This is a genomic window from Kitasatospora sp. NPDC001175 (assembly GCF_053598215.1).
On sequence record NZ_JBSFJU010000004.1, the window covers coordinates 205,627 to 231,979 of the forward strand.

21 protein-coding genes and 1 pseudogene are annotated in these 26,353 nt (G+C 71.6%); 10 read left to right on the forward strand and 12 right to left on the reverse strand.

What is annotated here, in order from left to right:
- Window positions 1–195: 195 nt before the first annotated feature.
- Complete coding sequence (gene tdh, locus ACWDAK_RS05260; RefSeq protein ID WP_344639080.1) at window positions 196–1,224, forward strand: L-threonine 3-dehydrogenase; 1,029 nt, start codon at window positions 196–198, stop codon at window positions 1,222–1,224.
- 43 nt (window positions 1,225–1,267) lie between these two features.
- Window positions 1,268–2,461, forward strand: a complete 1,194-nt coding sequence (locus ACWDAK_RS05265) for a glycine C-acetyltransferase (RefSeq protein ID WP_344639079.1) — start codon at window positions 1,268–1,270, stop codon at window positions 2,459–2,461.
- A 200-nt stretch (window positions 2,462–2,661) separates the two neighbouring features.
- Here the strand turns inward: ACWDAK_RS05265 and ACWDAK_RS05270 are convergent, their stop codons facing one another.
- Window positions 2,662–2,892, reverse strand: a complete 231-nt coding sequence (locus tag ACWDAK_RS05270) for a hypothetical protein (RefSeq protein WP_344639078.1) — start codon at window positions 2,890–2,892, stop codon at window positions 2,662–2,664.
- A 319-nt stretch (window positions 2,893–3,211) separates the two neighbouring features.
- Between ACWDAK_RS05270 and ACWDAK_RS05275 the strand changes: the two genes are divergently transcribed.
- A complete protein-coding gene (locus tag ACWDAK_RS05275; protein ID WP_427393126.1) occupies window positions 3,212–3,637 on the forward strand; it encodes an MFS transporter in 426 nt (141 codons plus the stop codon).
- Window positions 3,638–3,755: 118 nt separating this feature from the next.
- Window positions 3,756–4,673, forward strand: coding sequence for a LysR family transcriptional regulator (locus tag ACWDAK_RS05280; RefSeq protein ID WP_344639076.1), 918 nt, complete (start codon window positions 3,756–3,758; stop codon window positions 4,671–4,673).
- A gap of 65 nt (window positions 4,674–4,738) precedes the next feature.
- Here the strand turns inward: ACWDAK_RS05280 and ACWDAK_RS05285 are convergent, their stop codons facing one another.
- The 4 genes and pseudogenes from ACWDAK_RS05285 to ACWDAK_RS05300 all read right to left on the reverse strand — a co-directional run bounded on the left by ACWDAK_RS05285 (window position 4,739) and on the right by ACWDAK_RS05300 (window position 10,947).
- A complete protein-coding gene (locus tag ACWDAK_RS05285; protein ID WP_344639075.1) occupies window positions 4,739–5,026 on the reverse strand; it encodes a DUF427 domain-containing protein in 288 nt (95 codons plus the stop codon).
- Between the two features lie 45 nt (window positions 5,027–5,071).
- Window positions 5,072–6,491: pseudogene (locus ACWDAK_RS05290) on the reverse strand (alkaline phosphatase family protein); the annotation flags it as partial.
- A gap of 150 nt (window positions 6,492–6,641) precedes the next feature.
- Window positions 6,642–10,523 (reverse strand): WD40 repeat domain-containing protein, encoded by a 3,882-nt coding sequence (locus ACWDAK_RS05295; protein WP_344639074.1) that lies wholly within the window; start codon window positions 10,521–10,523, stop codon window positions 6,642–6,644.
- Window positions 10,510–10,947, reverse strand: a complete 438-nt coding sequence (locus ACWDAK_RS05300; protein WP_427393127.1) for a hypothetical protein — start codon at window positions 10,945–10,947, stop codon at window positions 10,510–10,512. Before ACWDAK_RS05300 ends, ACWDAK_RS05295 begins: the two co-directional genes overlap by 14 nt.
- Window positions 10,948–11,462: 515 nt before the next feature.
- On the opposite strand from ACWDAK_RS05300, the gene ACWDAK_RS05305 reads away from it, so the two are divergent.
- Window positions 11,463–11,918 carry a hypothetical protein gene (locus ACWDAK_RS05305; protein WP_344639072.1) on the forward strand — a complete coding sequence of 152 codons (456 nt, stop codon included), beginning with the start codon at window positions 11,463–11,465 and terminating at the stop codon, window positions 11,916–11,918.
- Window positions 11,915–15,703 carry an nSTAND1 domain-containing NTPase gene (locus tag ACWDAK_RS05310; protein WP_427393128.1) on the forward strand — a complete coding sequence of 1,263 codons (3,789 nt, stop codon included), beginning with the start codon at window positions 11,915–11,917 and terminating at the stop codon, window positions 15,701–15,703. The genes ACWDAK_RS05305 and ACWDAK_RS05310 overlap by 4 nt, the downstream gene beginning before the upstream one ends.
- A gap of 7 nt (window positions 15,704–15,710) precedes the next feature.
- Here ACWDAK_RS05310 and ACWDAK_RS05315 read toward each other — a convergent pair whose 3' ends face one another.
- Window positions 15,711–16,127, reverse strand: coding sequence for a hypothetical protein (locus ACWDAK_RS05315; protein ID WP_344639070.1), 417 nt, complete (start codon window positions 16,125–16,127; stop codon window positions 15,711–15,713).
- Window positions 16,128–16,584: 457 nt separating this feature from the next.
- On the opposite strand from ACWDAK_RS05315, the gene ACWDAK_RS05320 reads away from it, so the two are divergent.
- The gene (locus ACWDAK_RS05320) at window positions 16,585–17,520 is read left to right on the forward strand and encodes a Gfo/Idh/MocA family protein (RefSeq protein WP_427393129.1); all 936 of its coding nucleotides are present in this window, start codon (window positions 16,585–16,587) and stop codon (window positions 17,518–17,520) included.
- 126 nt (window positions 17,521–17,646) lie between these two features.
- On the opposite strand, the gene ACWDAK_RS05325 is transcribed toward ACWDAK_RS05320, so the two are convergent.
- Both ACWDAK_RS05325 and ACWDAK_RS05330 read right to left on the reverse strand, forming a co-directional pair.
- On the reverse strand, window positions 17,647–17,901 hold the full coding sequence (locus ACWDAK_RS05325) for a chaplin (protein WP_344639068.1): 255 nt from the start codon (window positions 17,899–17,901) through the stop codon (window positions 17,647–17,649).
- A gap of 255 nt (window positions 17,902–18,156) precedes the next feature.
- Complete coding sequence (locus tag ACWDAK_RS05330) at window positions 18,157–20,001, reverse strand: M1 family aminopeptidase (protein ID WP_344639067.1); 1,845 nt, start codon at window positions 19,999–20,001, stop codon at window positions 18,157–18,159.
- A 252-nt stretch (window positions 20,002–20,253) separates the two neighbouring features.
- On the opposite strand from ACWDAK_RS05330, the gene ACWDAK_RS05335 reads away from it, so the two are divergent.
- Together ACWDAK_RS05335 and ACWDAK_RS05340 are read left to right on the forward strand one after the other, a co-directional pair.
- Window positions 20,254–20,610: a hypothetical protein gene (locus ACWDAK_RS05335; RefSeq protein ID WP_344639066.1), complete on the forward strand. Its 357-nt coding sequence runs from the start codon at window positions 20,254–20,256 to the stop codon at window positions 20,608–20,610.
- A gap of 55 nt (window positions 20,611–20,665) precedes the next feature.
- Complete coding sequence (locus ACWDAK_RS05340; RefSeq protein ID WP_427393131.1) at window positions 20,666–21,661, forward strand: N-acetylglucosamine kinase; 996 nt, start codon at window positions 20,666–20,668, stop codon at window positions 21,659–21,661.
- Between the two features lie 286 nt (window positions 21,662–21,947).
- Here the strand turns inward: ACWDAK_RS05340 and ACWDAK_RS05345 are convergent, their stop codons facing one another.
- The 4 genes from ACWDAK_RS05345 to ACWDAK_RS05360 form a co-directional block, all read right to left on the reverse strand.
- Window positions 21,948–22,835, reverse strand: coding sequence for a DUF2268 domain-containing protein (locus ACWDAK_RS05345; protein WP_427393132.1), 888 nt, complete (start codon window positions 22,833–22,835; stop codon window positions 21,948–21,950).
- A 161-nt stretch (window positions 22,836–22,996) separates the two neighbouring features.
- Entirely contained in the window at window positions 22,997–23,383 is a 387-nt protein-coding gene (locus ACWDAK_RS05350) for a hypothetical protein (protein ID WP_344639063.1), read from the reverse strand.
- Window positions 23,384–23,688: 305 nt separating this feature from the next.
- Window positions 23,689–24,198, reverse strand: coding sequence for a winged helix-turn-helix transcriptional regulator (locus ACWDAK_RS05355; RefSeq protein ID WP_427393133.1), 510 nt, complete (start codon window positions 24,196–24,198; stop codon window positions 23,689–23,691).
- Complete coding sequence (locus ACWDAK_RS05360; RefSeq protein ID WP_067136177.1) at window positions 24,134–25,012, reverse strand: helix-turn-helix transcriptional regulator; 879 nt, start codon at window positions 25,010–25,012, stop codon at window positions 24,134–24,136. The genes ACWDAK_RS05355 and ACWDAK_RS05360 overlap by 65 nt, the downstream gene beginning before the upstream one ends.
- Before the next feature lie 105 nt (window positions 25,013–25,117).
- On the opposite strand from ACWDAK_RS05360, the gene ACWDAK_RS05365 reads away from it, so the two are divergent.
- A complete protein-coding gene (locus tag ACWDAK_RS05365; RefSeq protein WP_427393134.1) occupies window positions 25,118–25,816 on the forward strand; it encodes an SDR family NAD(P)-dependent oxidoreductase in 699 nt (232 codons plus the stop codon).
- The last annotated feature ends 537 nt before the right edge of the window (window positions 25,817–26,353 follow it).

Below are 26,353 nucleotides of genomic sequence, written 5' to 3' on the forward strand. Positions count from 1 at the left end.
GGGAGGTGCGGGGCACGGCTCGGGCAGGATCGTGAAGCCCAGCTGTGGCGGCCCTTAAGAATTCCTCGATGGACCGCACCCGCTCTGACCAGGCAGATTTCACTCTGCCCGGCCCGGCAGGGGCCGTACGCCGGGTAGACCTCGGCCTGTCCCTCCCCGGCAGGTCCGTTCCACCGTGCGTCAGGAGCCCTCGCCGTGAAGGCACTCGTCAAGCAGAAGGCCGAGCCCGGACTCTGGCTGATGGACGTCCCCATGCCTGAGATCGGACCGTCCGATGTGCTGATCAAGGTGCTGCGCACCGGTGTCTGCGGCACCGATCTGCACATCCGCAAGTGGGACGGCTGGGCCCAGCAGACCATCGACACCCCGCTGACCCTGGGGCACGAGTTCGTCGGCGAGGTCGCCGAGATCGGCTCGGCGGTCACCGACGTCAACGTGGGCGACCTGGTCAGCGGCGAGGGCCACCTGGTCTGCGGCAAGTGCCGCAACTGCCTGGCCGGGCGCCGCCACCTGTGCCGCAACACGGTGGGCCTGGGCGTCGGCCGCGACGGCGCCTTCGCCGAGTACGTCGCGCTGCCCGCCTCCAACGTCTGGGTGCACCGGGTGCCGGTCGACCTGGACGTCGCCGCGATCTTCGACCCGTTCGGCAACGCCGTGCACACCGCCCTCTCCTTCCCGCTGGTCGGCGAGGACGTGCTGATCACCGGCGCGGGCCCGATCGGCATCATGGCCGCCGCCGTCGCCAAGCACGCGGGCGCCCGCCACGTGATGATCACGGATGTCTCCCCCTACCGCCTGGACCTGGCCCGCAAGGTCGGTGTCTCGCTGGCGCTGGACGTCTCGAAGCACACCATCGAGGAGGGCCAGCAGCAGCTCGGCCTGCGTGAGGGCTTCGACGTGGGCCTGGAGATGTCCGGCCGTCCCGAGGCGATGCAGTCGATGATCGCCAACATGACGCACGGCGGGAAGATCGCCATGCTCGGCCTGCCCGCCGACGACTTCGCGGTGGACTGGGCGCGGATCGTCACCTCGATGATCACCATCAAGGGCATCTACGGCCGCGAGATGTTCGAGACCTGGTACGCGATGTCCGTCCTGCTGGAGGGCGGCCTCGACCTCAGCCCGGTGATCACCGGCCGCTACGCCGCCGCGGACTTCGAGGCCGCCTTCGACGAGGCGGCAAGTGGCAACTGTGGCAAGGTCATTCTCGACTGGACCGTCTGAGACCCGATAACCGCTCCGGTCTGACACCACGTTAGGAGACATCGTGTTCGACAACGTCCGCGAGGACATCGCCGCCACCCTGGACGAGATCCGCGAGGCAGGCCTCTTCAAGCCCGAGCGCGTGATCGGCACCCCGCAGAGCGCCGCGGTCACCGTCACCGCCGGCGGACGCCCCGGAGAGGTGCTCAACTTCTGCGCCAACAACTACCTGGGCCTGGCCGACCACCCGGCGGTCGTCGCGGCGGCCAAGGACGCGCTGGACCGCTGGGGCTACGGCATGGCTTCGGTGCGCTTCATCTGCGGCACCCAGGACGTCCACAAGCAGCTGGAGGACCGGCTCTCGGCCTTCCTCGGCCAGGAGGACACCATCCTGTACTCCTCCTGCTTCGACGCCAACGGCGGTGTCTTCGAGACCCTGCTCGACGAGCGCGACGCCGTCATCTCCGACGCGCTCAACCACGCGAGCATCATCGACGGCATCCGGCTGTCCAAGGCCCGCCGCCACCGCTACGCCAACCGCGACATGGCCGACCTGGAGGCGCAGCTCAAGGCCGCCCAGGACGCCCGCCGCCGCCTGATCGTCACCGACGGCGTGTTCTCGATGGACGGCTACATCGCCCCGCTGCGGGAGATCTGCGACCTCGCCGACCGCTACGACGCCATGGTCATGGTCGACGACTCGCACGCGGTCGGCTTCGTCGGCCCCGGCGGGCGCGGCACCCCCGAACTGCACGGCGTGATGGACCGGGTGGACATCATCACCGGCACCCTCGGCAAGGCCCTCGGCGGCGCCTCCGGCGGCTACGTCGCCGCGCGCCGGGAGATCGTCGCACTGCTGCGCCAGCGCTCGCGCCCGTACCTGTTCTCCAACTCGCTCGCCCCGGTGATCGCCGCCGCTTCGCTCACCGTGCTCGACCTGCTGGAGCAGTCCGGCGACCTGCGCGAGCGGCTGGCCGAGAACACCAAGCTGTTCCGGACGAAGATGACCGAGGCGGGCTTCGAGATCCTGCCCGGTGAGCACGCCATCGCGCCGGTGATGATCGGTGACGCCGCCAAGGCGGGCCGACTGGCCGAACTGCTGCTGGAGCGCGGCGTGTACGTGATCGGGTTCTCCTACCCGGTCGTCCCGCACGGCCAGGCCCGGATCCGGGTCCAGCTCTCGGCAGCCCACTCCACCGCGGACGTCGAGCGCGCCGTGGCGGCCTTCATCGACGCCCGCGCGGCGCTCGGCGAGTAGTACCGGCCGCTCCGTTCGACCTGCCCCGCCGGCGCCGCAACGCCGCCGGCGGGGCGGCCCGGAGACGCTGTCGGTGCGGCCGTACCGGGACAGGACGGCCGCACCGGCAGTGCGACGGCGCCGCGCGCTCCCCCCGGCCGGGTGTTGCAGCACCGCTCTCGCCGGAGCGGACTCACACCGCGCCCCGAGGCGAGGGCGGTTCAGCAGTCGAATGCCTGGTCGTAGCGGTGCAGGACGAGGCGGGCGACGGCCTCGTGCGGGCCCAGCGGCGCGGAGGTCAGGCAGCCGCCGGCCTGCGTGGCGCGCCGGGCGAAGAAGCCGGGGGCCGACAGGTAGCCGGCGACGGCCACTTGGCGGTGTCTCCGGGCACGGAGGGCTGCCACGGCCTCGGCCGGGGTGGGCACGGCGGCGCTCAGATGGGAGGCGGTCACCGGACGCCCAGCCGCTCCTGCAGCAGCCGCGCCATGCGCGCCGTGTCGGCGTTGGCCGCCCGGTCGCTGGAGCCGGCCCCCGCGAGGACGACCGCCCGGGGATCCCGGGGGCCGGGCCGCCCGGCTCCGGCCGGCCGGTCGCAGCCCCAACCCGTCTCGGCGAGGCGGTCGCGGAGCGGGATGAGGCAGCCGTACCGTTGTCGCAGAGCGGTTCGACACCGCGGTCAAGGCCGCCTGCCTCACCTTCCTGGGACCGCTGCTCGGCTCGCTCGCCCGTCCGGTCGGCGGGCTGCTGGCCGACCGCTGGGGCGGGGCCCGAGTGACCTTCTGGACCTTCGCCGCCATGGCAGCGGGCGCGGCGACCGTGCTCACCGCCTCCCGGCAGCACTCGCTGGTCCTGTTCCTGGCGGGCTTCGTCGCCCTCTTCGCGCTCAGCGGTGTCGGCAACGGTTCGACCTACAAGATGATCCCGGCGATCCACCGCGCCCGGGCCGACACGGCGATCCGCGCCGGCGCCGACCCCGTGGCGACCGAACGGGCCGCGCACCGGTCGATCTCCGCCCTGATCGGCCTCGCCGGAGCCGTCGGCGCCTTCGGCGGGGTCCTGGTCAACATCGCCTTCCGGCAGGCCTTCCTGACCGCGCACAACGGCGACGCCGCCTACCTGGTCTTCCTGAGCTACTACGCGCTGTGCCTGCTGCTGACCTGGTTCGCCTACCTGCGGCCCGCCGCGCCGCGACACTGAGCCCACCTACCGGAGAGGACGGGCGCGGCCGTACCCGCCCGGCCCCGCACCGGGCACCGGCAGTCCGCAGGGCACCGGCCGCGACCGCGCACCCGCTCCACACTGGCAGAATGTGTGAGTGATCGACGCAAGACGGCTGCGGACCCTGCGGGCCGTGGCTGACCACCGCACCGTGACGGCCGCCGCCGCCGCGCTCTACCTCACCCCGTCCGCCGTCTCCCAGCAGCTCGCCGCGCTGGAACAGGAGACCGGCCACGACCTGCTGGCCCGCGACGGCCGGGGCGTCCGCCTCACCGCCGCCGGGGAGATCCTGCTCGGCCACGCAGACGCGGTGCTCGCCCAGCTCGAACGGGCCGAGGCCGACCTCGCCGCGTACAGCGCGGGTGCGGCGGGCGAGGTCACGGTGGCGGCGTTCGCGACCGGGATCGCGCTGGTGCTCGCCCCGGCGATCACCGCCCTCGCGGGGGAGGCGCCCGGGGTGCGGATCAAGGTGTTGGACGCCGAAGGCGACGCCAGCCTGCCGATGCTGCTGGACGGGCTGGCGGACATCGCCGTCGCCGTCGAGTACCGGGGTGCGCCGCGCGCCGACGACCAGCGGCTCACCAGGGTCCCGCTCTACGCCGAGCCGTTCGAGGCGGTACTCCCGCTCGGCCACCCGCTCGCCTCCGCCGCGGGCCCGGTAGCCGTGTCCGAGCTCGCCGCCGAGCCGTGGATCGGCCCCTACCCCGGCAACCCCTGCCATGACGTGGTCCTGCTGGCCTGCGAGTACGCGGGTTTCCAGCCCCGGCTGGTGCACTCCTCCGACGACTTCCGTGCGGTGGTGGCCCTCGCCTCGGCGGGGGCGGGCGTGGCGCTGGTCCCGCGCTCGGCCCTGAGCGGGGTCGACCTCTCCCGGGTCGCGGTACGCCAGGTGGACAGCGCACTCGCCACCCGCAAGGTCTTCGCCGCCGTACGCAGCGGCGCCGAGCGGCATCCGCTGATCCGGCCGGTCCTGGACGCCCTGACGGCGGCGGCCCGGGGGCTCTCGGTCGACTGACGCCCCGCGAACGTCAACCGGCCCGGCCCGTCGGCGACTTCGCCGCCCCGACCCCGCAACCGGCCCTACTCGCCGGTGACTTCGACGCCACGCCAGAACGCCACGTGCCCGGCGATCCGCGCGGCGGCCGGGCTCGGGTCGGCGTAGTACCAGGCCGCGTCCGGGTTCTCCGCGCCCGCCACCCGCAGCGTGTAGTAGGAGGCGGTGCCCTTCCAGGGGCAGATGGAGGTGGTCGCAGAGGGGACCAGGAACTCAGTCCGGACCGAGTCGACGGGGAAGTAGTGGTTGCCCTCGACGACCGTGGTCCGTGAGCTCTCGGCGATGATCTCGCCGTTCCAACGCGCAATGGCCATGGCCGCATTCTGCACCGGTCCGACATGCCGCGCGCGCCCCGGGGGTCAGCCGGAGATGCTGGGGCTTCCGGTCATCCAGGTGGCCGCTGAAGCGCTGAGACCAACCGCCGTCCGAGTCAACGGTGATGGTGAAGTCGTACCAGCCGTTGCAGTAGGCCACCTGGTTGAACCAGTCGCTGACGGACGCGCCCGGCCGGACGGTGTAGGTCCACGGGCCGTCGAGGCGGTAGTGGTTCGTGGTGATGGTGAAGGTCACCGGCGAGCCGCTGTTGTTGGCCAGCGCGAACCACACCGCGAGCTTGCCGGTGTCCGGTGCGGGCGCGTAGGAGGCGGTGACGCCGACGTTGCCACCCGCCTTGGTGGTGTCGCCGATGAAGCGCCGCAGGAAGCGGTTCGGGCCGACCACGCTCAGGTCGTAGGCGCCGTTTCCGTAGAACCAGCCGCAGTTGAAGAAGTCGCTCACCGGGCTGCCGGGGTCGACGGTGTACTGCCACGGGCCGCCGTCACGGTGGGCGTTGGCGTAGGCGGCGAAGTGTGCGGCGCCGTGTCCGCCGTCGTTGGACATCTTCAGCCACACCTTCGTGGTGCTGGTGTTGTCGTACTCGATGCGGTCCAGGTTGGCGCCCGGCTGGTACGGCAGGGCGCGGGCCGGGCGGGTGCCGGGCTCCTGGGCGGGCCGGGAGTTGGTGCTCGGCGAGGGGTTGGGCAGCGGACCGCAGGTGGCCAGGCCGATCGTCTGCGAGGTGTCGGGCAGCGAGGGCATGCCGTACACCGGGTTGGCGAAGTCGAAGACGCCGGTGAGGTCGCCGCAGACCTTGCGGCGCCAGTCGCTGATGTTGACGCAGCCGGCGGGCTTGCCGAGGGCGGCCGTCCACACCTCGAGGAAGCGCAGCACCGAGGTGTGGTCGAAGACCTGGGAGTTGACCCAACCGCCGTGGCTCCAGGGCGAGATGGCTATCAGCGGGACGCGGAACCCGAGGCCGATGTTGGTGCCGTTGTAGAACTCACCCGGGGGGCCGGAGGGTGCGGCCGGGGGCGGGACGTGGTCGAAGAAGCCGTCGTTCTCGTCGTAGTTGAGCAGCAGGACGGTGGAGTTGAACACGCCCGGGTCCGCGTTCAGGGCGTCCATCACCATGTGCACGAAGTGCGCGCCGTCCTCGGGGGTGGCGTAGGGGTGTTCGGAGGACTGCTGGTCGGCCACGATCCAGGACACCTGCGGCAGGGTGCCGTTCAGCACGTCGTTCTTGATGGCCAGCGCGATGTCGTCCGGAGTACGGCCGGTGACGGCGGGCACGGAGGCCATGCCGCGGTCGTGCAGCGGGGTGCCGGGGGCGGCGTTCGCGAACTGGGTGAAGTAGGCCAGGGCGTTGTCGCCGAAGTTGTCGTTGGCGTTCTGGTAGACCTTCCAGCTCACGCCGGCGTTCTGCAGCGCCTCGGCGTAGGTCTGCCAGCGCAGTCCTGACTCCCACCTTGTCGTTCCACCGGCCGCGCAGCATCCTGGCGCAAAGAGAGAAAACGATCTAGACCTTTCGGACAACCTTCCCATGGTGTTCAGCCGACAGCCAAGGCGTGTCCTGACGGTGTACCCGACGTGAAAAGGCTCGGTGGCCCGGAGTCAGACGCACGGCTGCCGGTACGGATGCTGCCCGGCGTACGCCGTCCACTGCCTGTCGGCCGGGATGCCGACATCGGCGCAGATCACCTGGTACATGCGATCTGGATCCAGCTCCCAGAGGCGGACGCCGTCACCGTACAGAGGGTCGGGCACATCGGTGGCCACGGTGCGGCCGTCGGGAGTGAACTCCAGGTCGGTGCCGCTCAGGGTGAGGGTGGAGCCGATGGACACGCTCGTCGGATCGGCCGCGTTCCACAACAGCACGTCTGAGCCGGTGAGTCCGCCGGTGGCCAGGCCGACGGTACGGCCGTCCCCGCTCACCGCCAGGTCGCCTACGGAGCCGTAGTTGGCCAGCGGGATCTTCGAGATCCAGGCGTCCGGTTTGTCGAGGTCCCAGAAGCTGACGGCCCTTTCGCTGTCGGACGCGGCCACGACGTACCGACCGCCGCCGAAGAACCGGATGGCGTCCGCCGCCACCTGAAGCGATCCCTTCCGTACGGGGTTCCTGATCTCGGCCACGTCGACCAGCTGGACGTCACGGTCCTTCTCCATGACCAGCATCCGGTGCTGTGGACTGCTGGCCACACCCCAGGCGTCGTGGAACTCCAGGGGCAGTGGATGCGGACCGTCAGGGTGGCTCGGATCCGCGAGGCTCCACAGCTGCACGTCCTGATTGGCGTCGATCGCCACCAGGGCACGCCCCTGCTGGTGAAGTCCGAGCCCGGTCAGCGTGCCCGGTACCGTCACGGCGGCGCTCTCCCGCGGATGGCGGCGGTCGGCGATGTCCCAGAGGTGGACCACGCCCTCCGAGGAGTTGTTCAGCGCGAGGAGGCCGGACTCGGTACTCGCCGCCACCTCGAGATGTCCGTCCGCCGGTCCGGTCCGTTCGAAGGTGGACTCCAGGACGGGACGATGAGCGTCCGTGACCTCCCACAGGCCGACGGACGAGTCGTCGTCCGGTTCGGTGAGAAGGGTGTGGCCATCCGCCAGGAATGCGGCCTTCGCCCACGGGCGGGGGAGCGTGGCGCCCTGGACGGGGTGGCGCCGGTCGGCGATGTCCCAGAGCTTGACGCCGACGTCCCGGTCGCCGGTCACCAGGATGCGGCCGTCCCCGCCGAAGGCCGTCCCCGGAGCTCCCCCGGTCTGACCCACCATGTGCTGAGGGATCGACACCCCAGGGGTGGTCCACACCCGTACCCGGCCGTCGTCGCCTCCGGTCGCCATGGTGCCGTTCTGGGGGCTGAACGCCAGGGCGCGCAGCGGCCCCGAGCCGTGCAGGACGTTCCATCGGTTGAGGTCCACCGTTCCGGGGTCGGGCTTTCGGCCGAACTGGAACTGGTTCACGCTGCCGTCGCTGCTGGCGGCGGCGAACGCGTCACCGCCTCCGCTGAAGGCGACGGCCAGGAAGTCCCCCCGTGCGCTGAGGGGATCGGGAGTCATCTCCTTCGCCGCCGGTCGGCTCGGATCGGTGACGTCCCAGCAGTTGAGCTGCCCGTACGTGCCGCCGGCGACCAGCAGCCTGCCCGCCGGATGGAAGGCCAGGCTCCAGGCGCTCCCGACCGACATGGTGGCCAGGACGGTCGGCTCTTCGGATCCCACGTTCCACAGGCGGACGCTGCCGCCCGTGCTCGCGGTGGCCAGGATCCGACCGTCGGGGTGGAAGGCCACGCCGGTGATCTCCTTGGAGTCCGCGGAGAGCGTGCGGACGGGTACGGGACGAGCGGGGTCGGCGATGTTCCAGAGCTGGGCGGCTCCCTTGTCGCTGCCGGTCGCGAGGGTGTGCCCGTCCGGGCTGAAGGCCAGGGAGTACGCGGTGTCCGTCCCGTCGGGAGTGCCGCTGAGCAGCTTGGGGTGGTGCGGATCGGCCACGTCCCACAGCTGCAGGGACCTGCGGCCGTGCGTCGCGAGCACGCGCCCGTTCGGGGCGAAGGCCACCGCGGCGGTGCCCTCGGTGTTCACGGCTGCGCCGAAGGCGGGCCGGGCCGGGTCGGTCACCTCCCAGAGCTTGACCGTGTGGCTGTTGTCGCCGCTTGCAAGGACCTGCCCGTCGGCACTGAACGCGAGGCCGAGGACCTTTCCGGTGTGGTTCTTGTCCGAGGGGTCTTCGAGGGTGACGGGGTAGCGGGTCGTGTAGGAGGCGTACATCTGGTCCCGGGCTTCCGGGGTGGGCGACGTACGATAGGCGGCCAGGCTCAGTTCCAGCGCCGCGGCGGGATCGGTGGAACGGACGGCCGCCGCATTCGCGGCGAGCTGGCGGGAGGCGATCACCGCCTCGCGGCGTGCGGACTGCCGGTGCTGCTGGACGGCGATCACGCTGGCCACGACCGCGAGGACGAGTGTGAGCACCCCGCCGATGCGAGCCGACCGCCGGAACCGGGCAGCGCGGACGCTGGTGGCGAGGAACTCCCGCTGCAGCTCGGAGAGTTCCGCTCCGCGGTCGGGACCCTTCACCAACTCGCGTATCCGGGCCAGTTGCTGGCCCCGCAGCAGGTCGCCCCGGCTCCGGCCGGCCCGCAGCCAGGCCTCGGCGGCGTCGGCGAGCCGCTGGTGGAGCACCTTGCCCGAGCGGTCCTCACCGAGCCAGCCGTGGAGCCGCGGCCAGGCTCGCAGCAGCGCCTCGTGCGTGATCTCGACGGTGTCCTCCCGCTGGGAGAGCAGCCGGCCGCTGATCATGGCGTCCAGCACGGCCGAGGTACTCGTCGGATCCGGGCCCTCGCGCAGCAGGCTCTCCCGGGTCGCCCGTCGCCGGATGTCGTCCGTCCCGTCACCGAGTTCCACCAGCCGAAGCAGCAGCGAGCGCGCCAACCGCCGCCCGTCCTCGTCGAAGCCTGCGAACACCCGCTCGGCGGTGGACGCGACGGAGTGGAGGATGCCTCCGGTGTCCCGGTACGCCTGGACGGTCATGACGTGGCCGTCCCGGAGCTGCCAGGTCGCCTGCAGGGCGTGGGCGAGCAGCGGGAGCCGGCCGGCCTCGTACTCCCCACCGCCGGTCGCGCCGAGGTCGTGCAACAGCAACTCCACCAGACCCGGTTCCACGTCCAGGCCCGAGGAGCGCGCCGGGAAGAGGATCGCCTCGCGCAGGCCCTGTTCCGACAGCGGTCCGAGAATCACCGGCCGGTCCTCCAGCGCCGTCCGCAGGAGCGGGTAGCCGCTGGCCCGGCCGTGAAAGTCGGACCGCATCCCGTACACGACCAGGGCGGCGGGCCCGTCGCCCTGGTCCGGCCCCGACAACCGCGCCATCAACTCCAGAAAGGCGCGCCGTTCGTCTTCGTCGGGGGCGAGGGTGAAGAGCTCCTCCAGTTGGTCGACCACGACGACCAGCCGGTCCAGGGCGGCCCCGCGCAACCCCGCGCGCACGGCGGCGGCCAGCCGGGCGGGGTCGGCCGCGGTCGGCCCGACCGCCTCCCGATCGAGGTCCAACGCCTCGCCCAGGGCGCGGGCGGCCTCGGCCAAGGGCCGGGCGGTAGGAGTGAACACCAGCCGCGGCCATCGGGCGGCCGCTGCCGGGGGCAACGCACCGCCGGCCAGAGCGGGCAGCAGTCCGGCACGCAGCAGAGAGGACTTGCCTACTCCCGACGCGCCGAGCACGAATTGCGTACCGCCCGAACCAAGGCGCTCGGTCAGCCGCAGAACGAGAGTTGCGGTCGCCTGGTTCCGTCCGAAGAACCGTCGCGATTCGTCCGGGCTGAAGGCCGTCAGACCCGGGTAGGGGCACTCCGTCCCGGAACCGCCGGACAGTAGCTGCCGCACCCCGTGGGTGCCGTCCTCCAGGTGGATGTGCAGGTCCCGGCCGGCCATGTGGACGTCGGCATCCCCGGACGCGTGCGCCTCCAGATGGATCCGAGGCTCCTCCGGTCGGCCGCCGGAGTCAGGGTCGGTCATCGCTCGACGATGTGCTGGTCCCGCCCGGCCTGGTAGATCCGGCCGCGGTCGGAGGCCGTCGCGTGCATCCGGACGCCGCCGGACTCGGTGCGGTCGCCTCGGGAGGGCGCGGACTCAACTCATCGATCGCCCGCCGCAGTTCGTCCACCAGCTCAGGTCCACCAGCCTGGATCAGCCGGCCGAGACGTCGGCGCCACTCGCCGATCAGCTCCTGTTCGGCCTGTGCGTCACCATCCTGGAGCGCCGTGAGGAGTTCTGCCCGAGAATCGTCCAGGTCCGCCGTGACGGCCTCGGCCCGCTCGGGATGGACCCGATGCCAGAGCCGGGCGACCGCATCTCTGGCCTGCTCCCAGCTCTCGGTCGCGAGAAGCCGCACCAACGTGGTCGCAGCGCCCGTTGCCAGTGCTGCCAGTTCCGGCTCCATGGTCGGCCCCCTGCCGTAGGCACCTCGGTCGGCCCTTCAATGACAGACGAGGGCACTCTGACTGTCCATCAGTCAATCTAGCCGATGAGTGTTCATCGCCCAAGTCGCCCGTCAGTGTGACAGGTTGAGACAATCGGGGTGCGGTTGGACTCGCCGCGATCACCACCGCCCGCCTCTGCGGCCGGGACCGGATCATTGCCATCAAGGCCGCCGGAGCCACCCCTTGCCGGGCTTCGGTCACCCACTCGCCGGTCCCGGCGGAACCGGCTGGCCGGGTAGTTGGCGGGGATTGTGCCCTGAGTCGCCATGATGCCTGCATTGCTGCGCGTCAGGAGCCCGGGCTGACTCCTGGAACCCCACATGCCGGCCCGCCGCGTGCGACGGACCTGTTCCCCAGCCGAAAGGTTGGAGCGGATCTCCTGCTGTGTGAACATGTATGACGAGGCATCAACAAGTTTGATTGTGGCCCGATATAAGTATCGTGGCCACCCCGACACGATGGGGTTGATGAGGCAGTGGATCTGGGTCCGGATCTGGCGGCGCTGGCGTCGAGCGCCGCTGGCCAGCTGATGAACGTGATCGCCACCGACAGCTGGGCCGCGGTGAAATCCGTCGTGCTGGCGTTATGGCGGCGCTCGCATCCGGAACGAGCCGAGGAGGATCTCGCCCAGGCCCGTGCGGACCTGCTCGCCGCCCAGCAGGCCGGCAACGCTGAGCAGTTGCAGCAGGTGCTGGTGGCCGAGTGGCAGGCGCGGCTGTCCAGACTGCTGCTCGCCCAGCCGGATCTGGCCGACGAACTGCGCGCGCTGCTCGAGGGCGCGCTCGCCGAGCCCGACGCCGACGGACGGCGGCCCGGCGCCGGCTCGACGACGATCAACGCCCAGGTGACCGGCGGGGGAGACGCGTACGTGGCGGGACGGGACCTCACGGTCAACCGCGAAGCCCGGGCCCCACGGAGCGAGTCGGCGTGACCGGGCAGCCGGACGCCCAGGCCTCCGGGGGCGCCGAGCGTGAGCCGCCCGCGCGCCTGGATGTCCGCGTCACCGGCGGGGGCGACGCCTACGTCGCGGGCGGGGACATCAGCATCATCCAGGCCTTCGGGCGCACCCGTCCCCGCCGACCGGCCGGGCGCGGTGCCGACGACCGGTGCCCCTACCCCGGCCTCGAACCGTTCACCGCGCCGTACGCCGAGTGGTTCTACGGCCGCGAGCAGGCCGTCGCGCTGGTGCGCGGGCGGTTGGACGCGCGGCTTCGGGAGGGCGGCCCGCTCGTCGTGCTCGGTCCGTCCGGGGCGGGAAAGTCGTCGCTGCTCGCGGCCGGGGTCCTGCCCGACATCGCCGACGGGAGCCTTCCGGTGGAGGGTTCGGCGCACTGGCGGCAGGTGCTGCTGACCCCGACCGCCGCCCCGGCGGTGGCGCTGTCGACGGCGGTCGGCCACGATGGCGCGGCGCAGGACTGGCGGTCGGACGCCGAGCGGTGCGTAGACGAGATCCTCCACGGCGCCGGTGCGGCCGGACTCGTGCTGGTGGTCGACCAGTTCGAGGAGATCTTCACGCTGTGCACCGACGAGGCGGAGCGGCGCTGGTTCATCGAGGTGCTCGACCGCCTCGCCCGGCCGCCGGCCGGGAACGCGCTGGTCGTGCTGGGTCTGCGCGCCGACTTCTATGCGCAGTGCGCGGCGTACGAGCAGCTGCGGGCGGCGCTGCGGGCCGACCCGGTGCTGCTGGACCCGATGAGCGAGGCCGAGATCGAGCAGGCGATCCGCCACCCGGCGGAGGATGTCGGGCTGGAGATCCAGGACGGCCTGGTCGAGCTCCTGCTGGCCGATCTCGGCGCCGTCGGGGACCCGGCACCGGGTGACGGGACGGCCGGCTCGTGGGCCGGCGGGCTGCCGATGCTCGCGCACACGCTGCGGCTGACCTGGCAGGAGCGCCGGGACGGCACCCTGACCGTCGACGGCTACCGGCTCACCGGCGGGATCAGAGGTGCCATCGCGAGGACGGCGGAGGATCTCTTCACCGCCCTCACCCCCGAGGGTCGCGAGGTCGCGCGCACCCTGTTCCTCCGGCTGGTCGCCGTCGGCCGGGACGCCGACGACGCCCGCCGGCACGTCGCCCACCTGGACCTCGTTCGCGATCTGCCCGGAGGCGGGCTGACCGCGGCGGTGGTCGACGGCTTCATCCAGCACCGACTGCTGACCAAGGACCGGCTGACGGTGACCATCGCCCACGAGGCGTTGATCGACGCCTGGCCGCGGCTGAAGGGCTGGATCGAGCAGGACCGCGCCGGGAACCTGATCCGCCAGGAGATGGAGGAGGCGGCCGCCGCCTGGCGCCGCGCCGACCGTGACAGTGCCCTGCTCTACCGCGGCAACCTCCTGGAATCCGCGCTCAGTTGGGCCGCCGGTCACCCGGGCGACCTGAGTGCCACCGCCGTCGCCTTCCTGCGCGCCGCGAGCCGCCAGGAGCAGCGGGCGCGACGCCGGCGCCACCGGGGGATCGCCGCCGTCACGGCCCTGGCCCTGATCGCCTTCACCGCCGCAGTGCTCGCCCTCCGGCAGAGCGCCGCGGCTCGGTCCGCAGCCACCACGGCCATCAACAACCAGATCTCCGCCGAAACGCTGCAACTGGCCGGCACGGACCCGGCACTCGCCGCCCAACTCGCCCTGGTCGCCCACGACCGGGCCCCGAACCAGGACACCGCCTCCCGGCTGCTGAACCTGGAGAACACCTCGATCGCCACCGACCTGGCCGTGTCCCCGGGTGCTGTCGTCTGGTCGGTCGCCACCGGGCCGCACGGGCAGCTCCTCGCCACCGGCAGCGCGGACAACGGCGTACGGCTCTGGGACGTGAGCGACCCGCACCATGCCGTGCTGCTCGGCTACGCACAGCCGCCGACGGCCAGCCCGGTGGTCTCGGTGGCGTTCAGCCCCGACGGAAACCTCCTCGCCGCCGGAAACCTCGGCGCGTCCGGACACACCGGCGGGGTGGTGACCCTGTGGAACGTGACCGATCCGCGGCACCCGACCCGGCTCGGCCCACCGCTGACCGCGGCCGGAGACGTCACCGGCGTGGCGTTCAGTCCGGACGGGCACACCCTTGCCGAGGTGGGCAGCGCCGGCGGCGGGGGCTCGGGCATCGTGAACCTCTGGGACGTCACCGATCCCGCGCATCCGGCGCAGCCGAGCGGACCCGAGATCCGGCCGATCGGTGTCGTCTCCTCCCTGCTGTTCAGCCCGGACGGCAGGCTGCTGATCACCGACGACTCGGGCGGCGACGTCGAGCTGTGGGGCATGGGCGACACGTCGCACCCCGCACAGCACCTGTCGGAGTTCCACGCCGCGGGCACCCCGATGGCGGTCAGCCCGGACCGCGGCTTCCTGGTCGTCGGCGGGGAGCACGACACCCTGGAGATCTGGGACATCCAGAATCCGCGGCAGCCCGGCTCCAAGCTGCGCGGTCAGCCACTGGCCGGACTCACCAGCGACGTCCTCTCGGTGGCGTTCAGCCGCGACGGGAGGGTGCTCGCCGTGGCGAACGCCAACGGGATCATCAGCCTCTGGAACATGACGGACCCCTACTTCCCCAACACCCTCGGCCAGTTGCCGAGCGGATCGGAGCACGCCGCCGTGTCACTGGCGTTCAACCCGGACGGGCACACCCTGGCCGCGGCCGGCCGCGACGGTGCCGTCACCCTGTGGAGCCTGCCGCCGACCCTCCTCCCCGGCGGCGGCCCGGTGGCGTTCAGCCGGGACGGGCATCTGCTGGCGACCTCCAACGGCATCACGATGGCCCGCCTGTGGGAGGTGGCGGATCCGCACAGCCCCGTGCCCCTCGGCATGCCCGAGTCGGGCGCCTCGAGCCCGGTCGGCTCCCTGGCCTTCAGCCCGGACGGGCACACCCTGGCGCTCGGCACCGCAGGCGCGGGCGGCGGGACGGTCTGGCTGTCCGACATCACCGATCCGCGCAAGCCGGTGCCGCTGACGACGCTGATGGGCTTTGTCGGAGGGGTGAGTTCGGTGGCGTTCAGTCCGGACGGGCGGACGCTGGCAGCGGGTGGCAGCGACGGTACGGTCCGGCTGTGGAAGGTGACGGCCCCCAGGGCCGCGAGCCCGCTCGGCGAGCCGCTGCGGGGGTTCGCGGGTGGGGTGAGTTCGGTGGCGTTCAGTCCGGACGGGCGGACGCTGGCAGCGGGAGGTGGCGACGGCACGATCCGGCTGTGGAGCGTAGCGGACCCGCAGGCCGCGAGCCCGCTCGGCAGCCTGCCGACGGGGGCGTCGGGCGGGGTGGCTTCGGTGGTGTTCAGCCCGGACGGACGGACGCTGGCGGCCGGTGGTGGCGACGGTACGGTCCGGCTGTGGGACGCGACGGATCCCCGGGCTCCGAGCCCGCTCGGCGATCCGCTGAAGGGATCGTCGGGCGCGGTCGGCTCGGTGGCGTTCAGTCCGGACGGGCGGACGCTGGCGGCGGGTGGCAGCGACGGGACCGTCTGGCGGTGGACCGTCGGCGACGTCCGGGCTCCGGCCCGCTTAGGGCAGCCGCTGACCGGCCCGGTCGGCGCGGTGAACTCGGTGGCGTTCAGCTCGGACGGCCACACCCTCGCCATCGCCAGCACCGACGCCACCGTCCGCCTGCTGGACCTGAACGCGGCCGCGGCGATCCGGCGGCTCTGCGCCACCAGTGCGGGCGCCCTCACCCGCGACCGCTGGAGCCAGTACGTACCCCAACTCCCGTACTGGCAGCCCTGCGCGGCGTAGCCGACGCTCAGCCGTTCTGCACCACGCGCGGCCCGCTGGAGTCGAGCGTGAACTCCTCGGCGGGCGTGGGGGAGTCGGGCGCGTCCACGCGCATGGATCCGTAACTACCGCCGTTCAGGCCGCTGACGGTCACCGTGGCGGGGTACGGCAGGACGTTGCCGGTCGCGCAGTCCGGGACGCAGCTCTTGCGCCACACCTGCCCGGTCGCCGTGGCCGTCGACCCGCCCCAACCCGACCAGGTCATCCCCTCGAGACGCTCCCCGCCGTCACCGCAGAGCAGGATGAAGGAGTCGGGCCGAGCGGCCGGTTGCCCGTCGCACCCGTAGATCACAGCCGACGGTGTGGTCGGCGGCGGATCCGGCGCGGGCGTCGGCGTGGGAGGCGGTGTGGGCGTCGGCGTGTCCGGCAGCGTCGACTCGGGCACGGACGGCACCGACACCACTCGCTGCCCGGACGAGCCGCAGCCCGCCAACGTCACCACCGCGCACACCAGCACGCCTGCACGCCACCATCCACGAGCCCTGCGCGTCGTCCGCTGCGCCATCGTCCCCCCCTTTGCGTCCGTTGACCCGGCGGGCGTGAAGCCATCCGATGATAGTGGCAACTCGCCTGTTCCGTAAGCGAATACGCACCACGGTGGTCCGCCGCCGACGTCGATGGTGTGCCCGCCCGCACGGGTGGCCGGACGGTGCTCGAACACTGATCGGGGACCGCGACGACCGGGTCCGGCTGAGCGGGGCGGCCGAGTTGGTCGGCGCGGACCGGACAGGTACGTCGAGTGGCTGAACCCTGACCGGGGCCGCCCATCAGGGCTCGACCATGGGTGGCGACCGACGCATAGGGTGGGGCTGGCGATGATCGTCCATCTGACAGGAGACCCCGTGAGCCAGCCCGCTGCCGTTGACGCCCCGCTTCCTGTCGGTGTGATCGGCCTGGGGGATATCGCGCAGAAGGCGTACTTGCCGGTCCTCACCGCGCTGCCCGGCCTTGATCCGAGGTTGATGACCCGCGACCGGGCCAAGCTCGACCGTCTCGGTGACACCTATCGGGTCGGCCCCGAGCACCGCTTCACCGATCTGGGTGAGCTGATCGACAGCGGTCTGCGCGCCGCGTTCGTGCACGCCTCCACCGACCAGCACGTCCCGATCGTCGAGCAGCTGCTCAAGGCGGGCGTGGACGTGTACGTGGACAAGCCGCTCGACTACCACCTGGACGGCGCCCGGCACCTGGTCGACCTCGCCGAGCGGACCGGCCGCTCACTGATGGTCGGCTTCAACCGGCGCCACGCGCCGGGCTGCCTGCTGGCCAAGGAGCGGCCGCGCGACCTGATACTGCTGCAGAAGAACCGTGAGGGCCTGGCGGAGGCCGCCCGCACCCTGGTCTACGACGACTTCATCCACGTCGTGGACACGCTCCGCTTCCTGATCCCCGGTGAGATCGAGCACTTCGACGTCCGCTCACGGACCCGGAACGGACTGGTCGAGCACCTGGTACTGACGCTCTCGGGGGACGGTTTCACCGCGCTCGGCTTGATGAACCGGGCCAGCGGCTCCGCGGAGGAGGTCCTGGAGGTCTCGGGCGGTGACTCCAAGCGCGTGGTGCTCAACCTCGCCGAGGTGATCGACCACAGGGGCCAGCCGACGGTCCGCCGACGCGGTGACTGGGTCTCGGTGGCCCGCCAGCGCGGCATCGAGCAGGCGGTCCTGGCCTTCCTGGAGGCCGTCCGCGCCGGCCGCACCGTCTCCGCCCGTGACGCACTGCGCACCCACGAGCTGTGCGAGCGGATCGTACTGGCGATCGAGGCCCAGGCGCGCTGAGGTCCGGGCAGGTGATGCCCGGAGACGGCGGGCCCCGGCTCGCCGAGGCCCGGAAACGGATGACGGGGACCGATGCCGCCTGCTGGGGCGGCACCGGTCCCCGTCGTCGGGTTGGGAGTGGGGTGATCAACCGGCGTTGGAGCAGGTGTTGCCGGAGGCCGGGTTGAGCAGGCCGACCAGGTTGATGGTGTTCCCGCAGAGGTTGACCGGGATGTCGATCGGGATCTGGATGACGTTGCCGGAGAGCACACCCGGCGAGTCGGTGGCGGTGCCCGTGGCGGTGGCCGAGGCGGAGGCTACTCCAGCCGACCCGAGTACGAGCGCACCGGCTGCCCCGGCAAGCACGAGGGCCCTGCGGATGTCCTTCACGGTCTTCTCCAATTCCTGGGGGGATGGTGCCTGGTCATGCGGGAACCTCCGCTGCCGGACGGTTCCGGGGGCGGTCCCGCAGAAAAGTGTCGGCACCTCCCGCTCCGGAGAACCGTCAGCACACCCGCCATTCACCCAGCCGAGCGAGCCTACGCCCGCGTAATCGGCCATCGGCACCATCCGCGACCGGCTGCGCCCGGCCGCCGGTACCAGGTACGGAGCCCCCGCCCGGCAGCGTGGGGCACGCGGCCGGGCGGGGACGGCGGCTCAGCCGTCGATCCGGTGCTGGGTCCAGAAGGAGCTCAGGTCGGTGCTGGTGGCGGCCTGGGCGGCGGCCTTGAACTCGGCGGTGGTCGAGACGCCGTACCAGTGGGCCTGCGCGTAGTCGTGCAGCAGCTTGGTCATCGCGCCATCGCCGATCAGGTTGCGGAGGTCGTGCAGGGCGCACTTGCCGTAGCCGTAGACGACGGTCGAGTACCGTGAGGAGTTGGCGTCCCAGTAAGCCATCGAGTTGGTGATCTTCTCGTTCGGCGAGGCCCAGGAGACGCTGTTCCAGCAGCCGGAGCCGGTCTTGCCGAGGGCGAGGTCGGTGGCGTAGTCGGTGAACGCCTCGTCCAGCCAGGGGCTGTTGTACTCGTCGTCGCCCACGATGCCGTACCACCACTGGTGGCCGAGCTCATGGGTCAGGGCGGTGCTGTTGACCAGGTCGAGCACGAAGCCGGGGTACTCCATCCCGCCGAACCAGAAGTTGTTGTCCAGCACGGCGTCCACCTCGCCGTACGGGTAGGCACCGAAGCGCTGGGCGTGCGCGTCGATCGCCGACTCGGCGGTGCTCAGCATCGACTGGGCGTCCGACGAGCCGATGCCGCTCACCGAGTAGACGTTGACCTTCACCCCGCTGGGAGAGCTGCCGGAGATCTCCGTGAACGGCCCGGCCGCCCAGGCGAAGTCGCGGACCTTGCCCGCCGTCGCGGTGGTGACGGTACGTCCGGCGGATCCGGGGGTGTCCACCGAGGTGCCGGTGGCGGGCACCAGCAGGTTCGACGGGTGGTCGAGGGTGACCTTGAAGTCGGAGGCAAGCGAGTAGAAGGACTCACCGTTGTTGGTGTAGGGGTCGAGATGCCAGCCGGAGGCGTCCCGGATCGCCAGCACCGGCAGGGCGTTGCCGATGAAGCTGAACGCCCCGTCCCGGCCGAACCGGTCGGCACCGCTCGGCACGCTGATGCCGAGCGAGAAGCCGATCGAGCCGCTCTGCCCCTGGCCCAGCGGCGCGGGCAGCGTCACCTTGAGAGCGGTGCAGCCCACCGACAGCGCAGACGCGGTACCGCCGGTCAGACCGGTCACGGTTATCGGCGTGCTGGGGCAGCTGCCGTGGTAGTTGTCCCAGAGCCGTAGGTAGACCTCGCTGAGCGGGGTGGCCGAGGCGTTGGTGAAGCTCACGCTCTCGTGGCCGGTCCAGTTGGCGCCCGAGGCGTCGCTGCTCAGGTTGACGGTGTAGGCGGCCGAGGACGGCGTGCGGGTGGCGTCGGCCGGGGGCGGCGGAGGGGTGCCGCCGCCGGAGACGTCGAGGGCGACGTCGTCCAGGACGAAGCTGGTCTGCAGCCCGGAGTCCTCCACGCCGGTGAAGGAGAGGGCGACGCTCTGGCCCGCGAAGGCGGACACGTCGAAGGACTGTTGCACGTACCCGGACTTGGCGTCCAGGTTGGAGTACGTCGCGAGCGTGCTGGTGCCGAGTTCGACGGTGAGCTTGTCGTACGCGACCGAGGTGCTCGTCTCAGCGGTGTCGACGTGCAGCCAGAACGCCAGCCTGGCCGTGCTGCAGCCGGCCGGCAGGGTGAGGGTCTGGCTGAGGGTGTCGGTGTGGGAGGACCCGTACCCGTCGAGCCAGGCGAAGGAACTGCCGGAGTGGGCGTTCTGGCCCCCGCCGCTGGTGATCACTCCGTTCGACGCGGACCAGGGCGAACTCCCCGATTCGAAGCCGCCGTTGGCGACCACTTGGGTGGAAGTGCAGTCGGCGGCGCTCGCCACAGAGGGGGTGGCGAGAGTCGCCGTACCGGCCGCCAGCAGCAGGGCGGCCGCGGTGACGAAGGGCAGAAGAAACTTTCTTCTCATCCGAGCCTCTCAGGAGACAGCGCCTCTCGGCCCGGCGGGAAGCGTCAGGACCGGTCGGCGGATGAGCGGTTCCACGCCGTGCCTCGACACACCACCCGGGCGGCCGCAGAGGGGCGCTCCAACCCCTGAGGCCGAATGGAAAGCGTGGCAGCAAATCCGCTCGGCTGAAAGGCTCATGTCACTGATCGCGGGGCGAATCCTCTGCCAGTTCCGGTGGCCGAACGGGCCCCCACCCGCCGGGGCCGTCCTCCCGTGGTCAAGGAGAACGGGCACGGACTGATCGCCGTGACCTCAGCCGAGCACACCGACCGGGTCGAGCCCGGGCACCCGTCCGGGCTGCGGCTGAGCGACCTTGCCGACGCGGTGCTGGACAACGGCGCGCCGTACGGGGACGCGGTCCTGCCGATGGACGGCGGCGGCCGGGCCTGTGCGATCTCCTCGATCACGGCCACCCTGCCCGCGCAGCAGATGGTCGCCGAGGTGATCTCGCTGATCGAGGAGGCGGGCGGCACCCCGCCGGTCCATCTGTCCGCCGACATCCCCGGCGGTGACGAGCACAACCGGATGCCGGAGGCGCGGTACGCGGGCCGGATCCGGCGCACGGCATGAGAACCGGGCGTGTCGCCGGGGGTCCGATCGAGTCTCGGTGCGATAGGACTAGGCCGTGAACACGCCATTCGCGCCGGAGGACTTGGTCCTGGGCCTGGACGTCGGGGGCACCACCACTCGGGTGGTGGTCGCGGAGACGAGCGGCCGCGTCGTCGGTACGGCACGCGGTGGTGGCGGGAACCCGGTCTCGCACGGCGCGGCCGAGGCCGCGCGGAGCATCGCCGACGCCCTCGGCTCGGCACTGAGCGGAGTGGATCCAGCCCGGGTAGCCGCCGGAGTGCTAGGGCTGGCCGGCGGGCTGGTGACCGCGGGCGGGCTGGCGGAGGTCTGGTCCCGGGTCGGGCTGACGGTCGAACCGCGGCCGGCCAGCGACGTGGAGTTGGCGTTCGCGGCGGGGACCCGCCATCCTGCGGGCTCGGTCCTGATCAGCGGCACGGGCGCGGTCGCGGGGGAGTGCCGCGACTTCGCCCCGGTCCGGCTCGCGGACGGGCACGGCTGGCTGCTCGGCGACCGGGGCTCCGGCTACTGGCTGGGGCACTCAGCCGTCCGCTTGGCCCTCGGTCGGATCGACCGGCGGGAGGAGCTGACCGGCCTCCCGGGGGCGGTGGTCGAAGCCCTGCTGGGCGGCACGGAGGCAGCTGACCCCCGGTCGGCCCTGATCGGCGCGGTGCATGCGGAGCCACCCGTACGGCTGGCGCGCCTGGCGCCGCTGGTGCTGCGGGCCGCCGAGGCGGGCGAGCCGGCCGCACGGGGCCTGGTGAGCGAGGCGGCGGACCATCTGCTCGCGACGCTGGGCACCGTCCGCCCACCGGGCACGGACGGTCCGGTGGTGCTGGCGGGTGGGGTCATCTCGGTCGGCTCACCGCTGGCGGCCGTGGTCCGCGAGCGGATCGCGGAGCGATGGCCGGAAGCCGAGATCTCGCACGCGGGGAACGCGGCCGGCGCCGCCGCCTGGCTGGCGGCCCGTTCGCTCGGAGCGCCGGGCTTGGACCGGCTGCACCGGACGTTCGCCGGGGAGGTGGTCATGAGCCGGCCGGGCCCGGGAGCCTGACGCGCGCCTGGAGTGCCGGTTCCCTTGCACTGCGAGGAGTTGCCTGCGTCGGCGACGCGTGCTGCGGTCGGCGGGGCTACCTGTGAACGCCGGCCAGCGGTGGACCGCGGTCGAGCGCGATGCCGAGCCCGAGCCCGGCGACTTCCTGCAGGAGCTGTGTTATTGACTGCCGCCCAGCTCAGGTCGCCCGGCGCATCGATCGGTCCGTCCTCGCCCGGGTGTCCGGCCCCGCGGCGGTGCGGGGTCGGACCAGGTGCCCTGCGGGGCACGACCTGCCCGGGGGCGGTCACATGCTCGTCGGCACGCCCGCGTTGGCGAGGATCTCGTGTGCCGGCAGGGCGATGCTCTGGGCAGCGGTCAGACCGGAGGTCGCCAGATGTGCGTCCACGATCCGCAGTCCGACCGCGTACCCGGCGAAGTCCGGCATCCCCACGGGCTGTTGTCCCATGCGCTGCGCGGTGGCATCGCCCAGCACGTACGCGGTCAGGTTCTGCATCCCCACCACATCGATCCGGGCGGTGATCCTCTCGTACACACTGTCCAGTTCGGTCCCGGTCAGCGCCTTCGACCACGGGCCCATGGCCTGCTCGCCGGCCAGCTCCCGGACGAACGCCTCGGCCAGCCCCTCGGCGACGACCTGTTCGCCGACCGTGACGGTCATCGGGTTCCACGCCACGTTCGCGTAGCGCACGTTGTGGTGGAGCTCGTGTGCGGCGCCGTGGCCGATCAACTCCAGGCTCGTGCCGGTCGGCCACACCAGCAGGTAGATCGCCCCCGGGAACCCGCCCATGCCGAGATAGCCGGAACTTCGGACGGTGAGATGCTCGTCGTCGGGGTCGCCGAGCGCCACCACCACGTGCACGGTCTCGGCGTGCCTGACGCCGGGCACCGCACCGCTGATCCGTTCCCACGCGCCGGCGAGAGACTCCTCGATCCGGTTCCACACCCCCGCGTCCTGTAGCTGACGCAGGGCGGGTAGGTACCGCGCGTCCTCACGGTCGACCCGGAAGCCACTGCCCACCTGGTGCATCCGAACCAGGTCTATGCCACTTGCCGCGGACATCACGCTCTGGAGCGGGCTGAGCATTTCTCGCAGCGCGTCGGGCCGCTCCTCCACCGGCCGCTGGAGGAGGTCGAGCATCGCGGAAGCCGTGTCGTGAACAACAATCCTCATGGCTCGGACCGTAGGGCCTCCCGTTGCGTGAGGGTCAAGTCGCACTGAAGGGACGGCGATTGCTGGGTACGGTGATGGCTGCCGGCTTCTCGTTCCACGCTGCCGCTGGGTCCACGATGGCGAGCAGACCGCACCGGACCGCCAACGCCCGGCGTCGGCCTTCAGCCGGAGGATCGGTCGGCGGCCTCGCCCGGCTGAGCGGCGACCTCGTTCGTCGTGAACGAACTGCCGATGTTCGTCCACATGAACGCCTCTCGCCACCCCGAGCGGCCGGCAGCCCAGGCCGTGAGTGCGACGATCACTTTCTCCTGGGAGACGGTGATGGTCTGGTAGTGCTCCGCCGCGATCCCGTCGCGGAACTCGAGTTGGTAGGTGTTGTTCTCCCGGAGCCGTACTTGCATGTACCAGTCGCCCTCGGGCTCGTCCTCGCCGAGTCGTTCGACGACCACGTGGGAATCGCCGCGTCCCAGGTTTGCCACCAGCCGACTCAGGGCTGTCTGGCCGGGCTTCTCCACGGTGAGTCCGCGCTCGGTTCTCGCACACAGCATGGATGGATCATGGCGCAGAGGTACGACAGCGGGAACCGGCGGTCCCTGGACTGCCCCGAGGCGAAGAGAACGAGCGGGGAGCGATGGACCTCAAGGATTCGCGCGATGATGCAGCGCTGACCGAGCGGTCCGCCACCATGCCGCCACTCCGGCGGCGTCACGCCGCCACGCCGGCCCTGTGGCGATTGCGTGCGCCTCTGTTCGCGTTCGAGCTGGACGCGGAGTGGGGGCGACCTCTCAGTACTGGAGTCGTTGTTCCGGTCGGCAGCGTCGGCAGCGTCGGCAGCGTCGGCACCCGGCGAGCTCTACGGGTCTGGCGTTTGGTTAAGGGCGTCCCGTCGCGCTGTGCCTCGCTCCCACATGCTGCGCGCCACTGGTTCCAGCGCCCGGCCCTGGCTGGTCAGAATGTAGCGGACGCGCGGAGGCCAGCCCGGGGTGCGGTGACGCTCGATGACGCCCGCACTGGTCAACTGGGTCGGCCTGTCCGAGAGAGCGGGCAGGGCGGCGGACAGTTCGGAGTATGTGGTCTGACCGCGGCGTAGGAACTCGCGGACTACCAGCGGCGTCCACCGACCACCCAGCGCGGCGAGGGTGATGTCAACAGGGCACCGCGGTTCGTGGCCAGGCGGAACGAGGGCGCTGTCCGGGCAGTCCGCCAGCGGGCCGTCCTGATCACCCGTCGGTGCGTGTCCAACGGTTTGGTGCGTCACGAAAACCGTGAGCCGTCGGTCGGCCGATGGGCGGGGCGGATCAGTTGCGCGTGCCGGCCGGTGGGCCGACGACGGTGGTGAGCTGGAGTTTGGTCTCGTCCTCACTGCCCGGCGCGGCGGTCATGATGACAATCTTGAGCTCCGTGTCGCCGTCGGTCAGGACATCGCAGTCCACCGTGACCGGGCCCACCGACGGGTGATCGACCCTCTTGTGGACCTCGCGGTTCGCGGTCACCTCTCCCGTCGCCCACAGCTCGGCGAACCTCTCGTTGCCTGCGTTCAGGTCGCGGACCAGCGCGGCCAGGCGGCTGTCCCGGGGGAAGCGGCCGGTGGCGCGGCGCAGATCGGAGACGAGGGCGGCGTCGGCGGTGTCGGGGTCCGTCTCGGTGACCGGCCACAGCGCGAGGGGGGTGTGATCGACGTCCACCGGGAACCTGTCGCGGGCGAAGTTGCGCATCCGCGGCGGCGAGGCCAAGGGGTCTCCCAGCAGGGCGGCCCACCCGTGGTTCCACCACACCAGTTGCCAGTCCGCCGCGAACACGGCCACCGGTACGTCTCCGAGGCGGACGAGTACCCGTTGCATACCGGGCGGGAGATGGTCGCAGATCGTGCCGTCCGCCGGCGGCACGATCTGGGCCAGCCGGTAGAGGTGGTCCCGCTCGGCGGTGGACAGTTGGAGAGCGCGCGCCAGGGACGCCACCACCGACGCCGAGGGTGTCGTGGCCCGCCCCTGCTCCAGGCGCACGACGTAGTCGACCGACACTCCGGCCAGGTCGGCCAGTTCCTCGCGCCGCAGCCCGACAGCCCGTCGCTTGCGGACGACCGGCAGCCCAGCGGCTGACGGGGGCAGCCGGTTCCGCCACGTGCGGATCATCGCGCCCAGTCCAGCTCCGGGGGGTGTCGTCGTCATGCTCTCCATCCTCCCGCGTCCCCGATCACATGCGGGGGCGCGAGGGTGGTACTGGTCTTCCCACCGTCGAAGCGTCCCTGGTCCGGCTCCCTCGTCAAGGCAACTATCGAAGGCATGACGATCACTTTCATCACCGGAGCCAACAAGGGCATCGGCCGCGAGACCGCCCGCCGCCTCATCGCGTGCGGTCACACCGTTCTCCTGGGAGCCCGCGACCGTGAGCGGGGCGAGGAGGCAGCCGCCGCGCTGGGCGCACGCTTCGTCCCTGTCGACGTGACCGACGACGCGTCCGCGGCCGCCGCCGCCGCGGACGTCGCCGAGCACGAGGGCAGGATCGATGTCCTGATCAACAACGCGGGGGTCCAGGGTCCCTTCGGTGATCCCGGCGACCTCACCGCCGCCGACGCCCGCGCCGTCCTCGACGTCAACGTCATCGGCGTGGTCCGCACCACCACCGCGTTCCTGCCGCTGCTGCGCCGTTCGGACGACCCCGTGATCATCAACGTCAGCAGCGGCATGGGCTCCCTCGCCTTCACCCACGACCCCGGCCGGTCCGAGTCGCACGTCGTCGTGCCGCTGTACGCCTCCTCGAAGGCGGCGCTGACGATGTTGACCACGCAGTACGCCAAAGGGCTCAAGGGCATTCGCGTCAACGCCGCCGACCCCGGCTACACCGCGACCGACATAAACGGTCACAGCGGCTCCCAGACCGTCACCGAGGGCACGGACGCGATCGTCGCCCTCGCCACCGAGGGGCCCGGTGCCGGCACCGGACGCTTCATCGACCGCCATGGCGAGATCGCCTGGTCCTGAGACCGGCGGTGCCGGGTCACCGGCCCTGAAGAACAGAACGGGCAGAACATCGAGACCGGTCCCGGACAGGAGAACCGCTGCCGCTACTGGCGTCGGCGGAACCTCCGGCCGAGGTGATCAGGACGTACGAGCCGGGGCCCGGCACGTCGAGACGGTAGCCGCCGTCGGGCCCGGTGACCGCGCGGTCCAGACGGCGTTCCACATCTCCGCCGCCTTCTTGGTGGTCGCCGCCCTCGTCGCCGCGTTTGTACTCAAGCAGAAGGGCTGGGAGAGCGTCGCCGAGGCAGATGCCGCCGTCGGGATGGCGGAAGGATGACGATGCTGCGGCAGCTCGGGTTCCTGACCGGAACTACTGCGCGACGCACTGGACTTGCGAGTGAGCACGGAGACCACCCGCGCCACCCACCTCCTGCGCGCCCTGCTCGTCCTGACGAATCTTGAAGCAATGCCGACAAGTTGGTCGAGGTGGTCGATTGTCAAGCATCCAACGGCGTGTCGGGGTGGTGGGACTGGAGAACGGAACGGGACCTCCGGCAG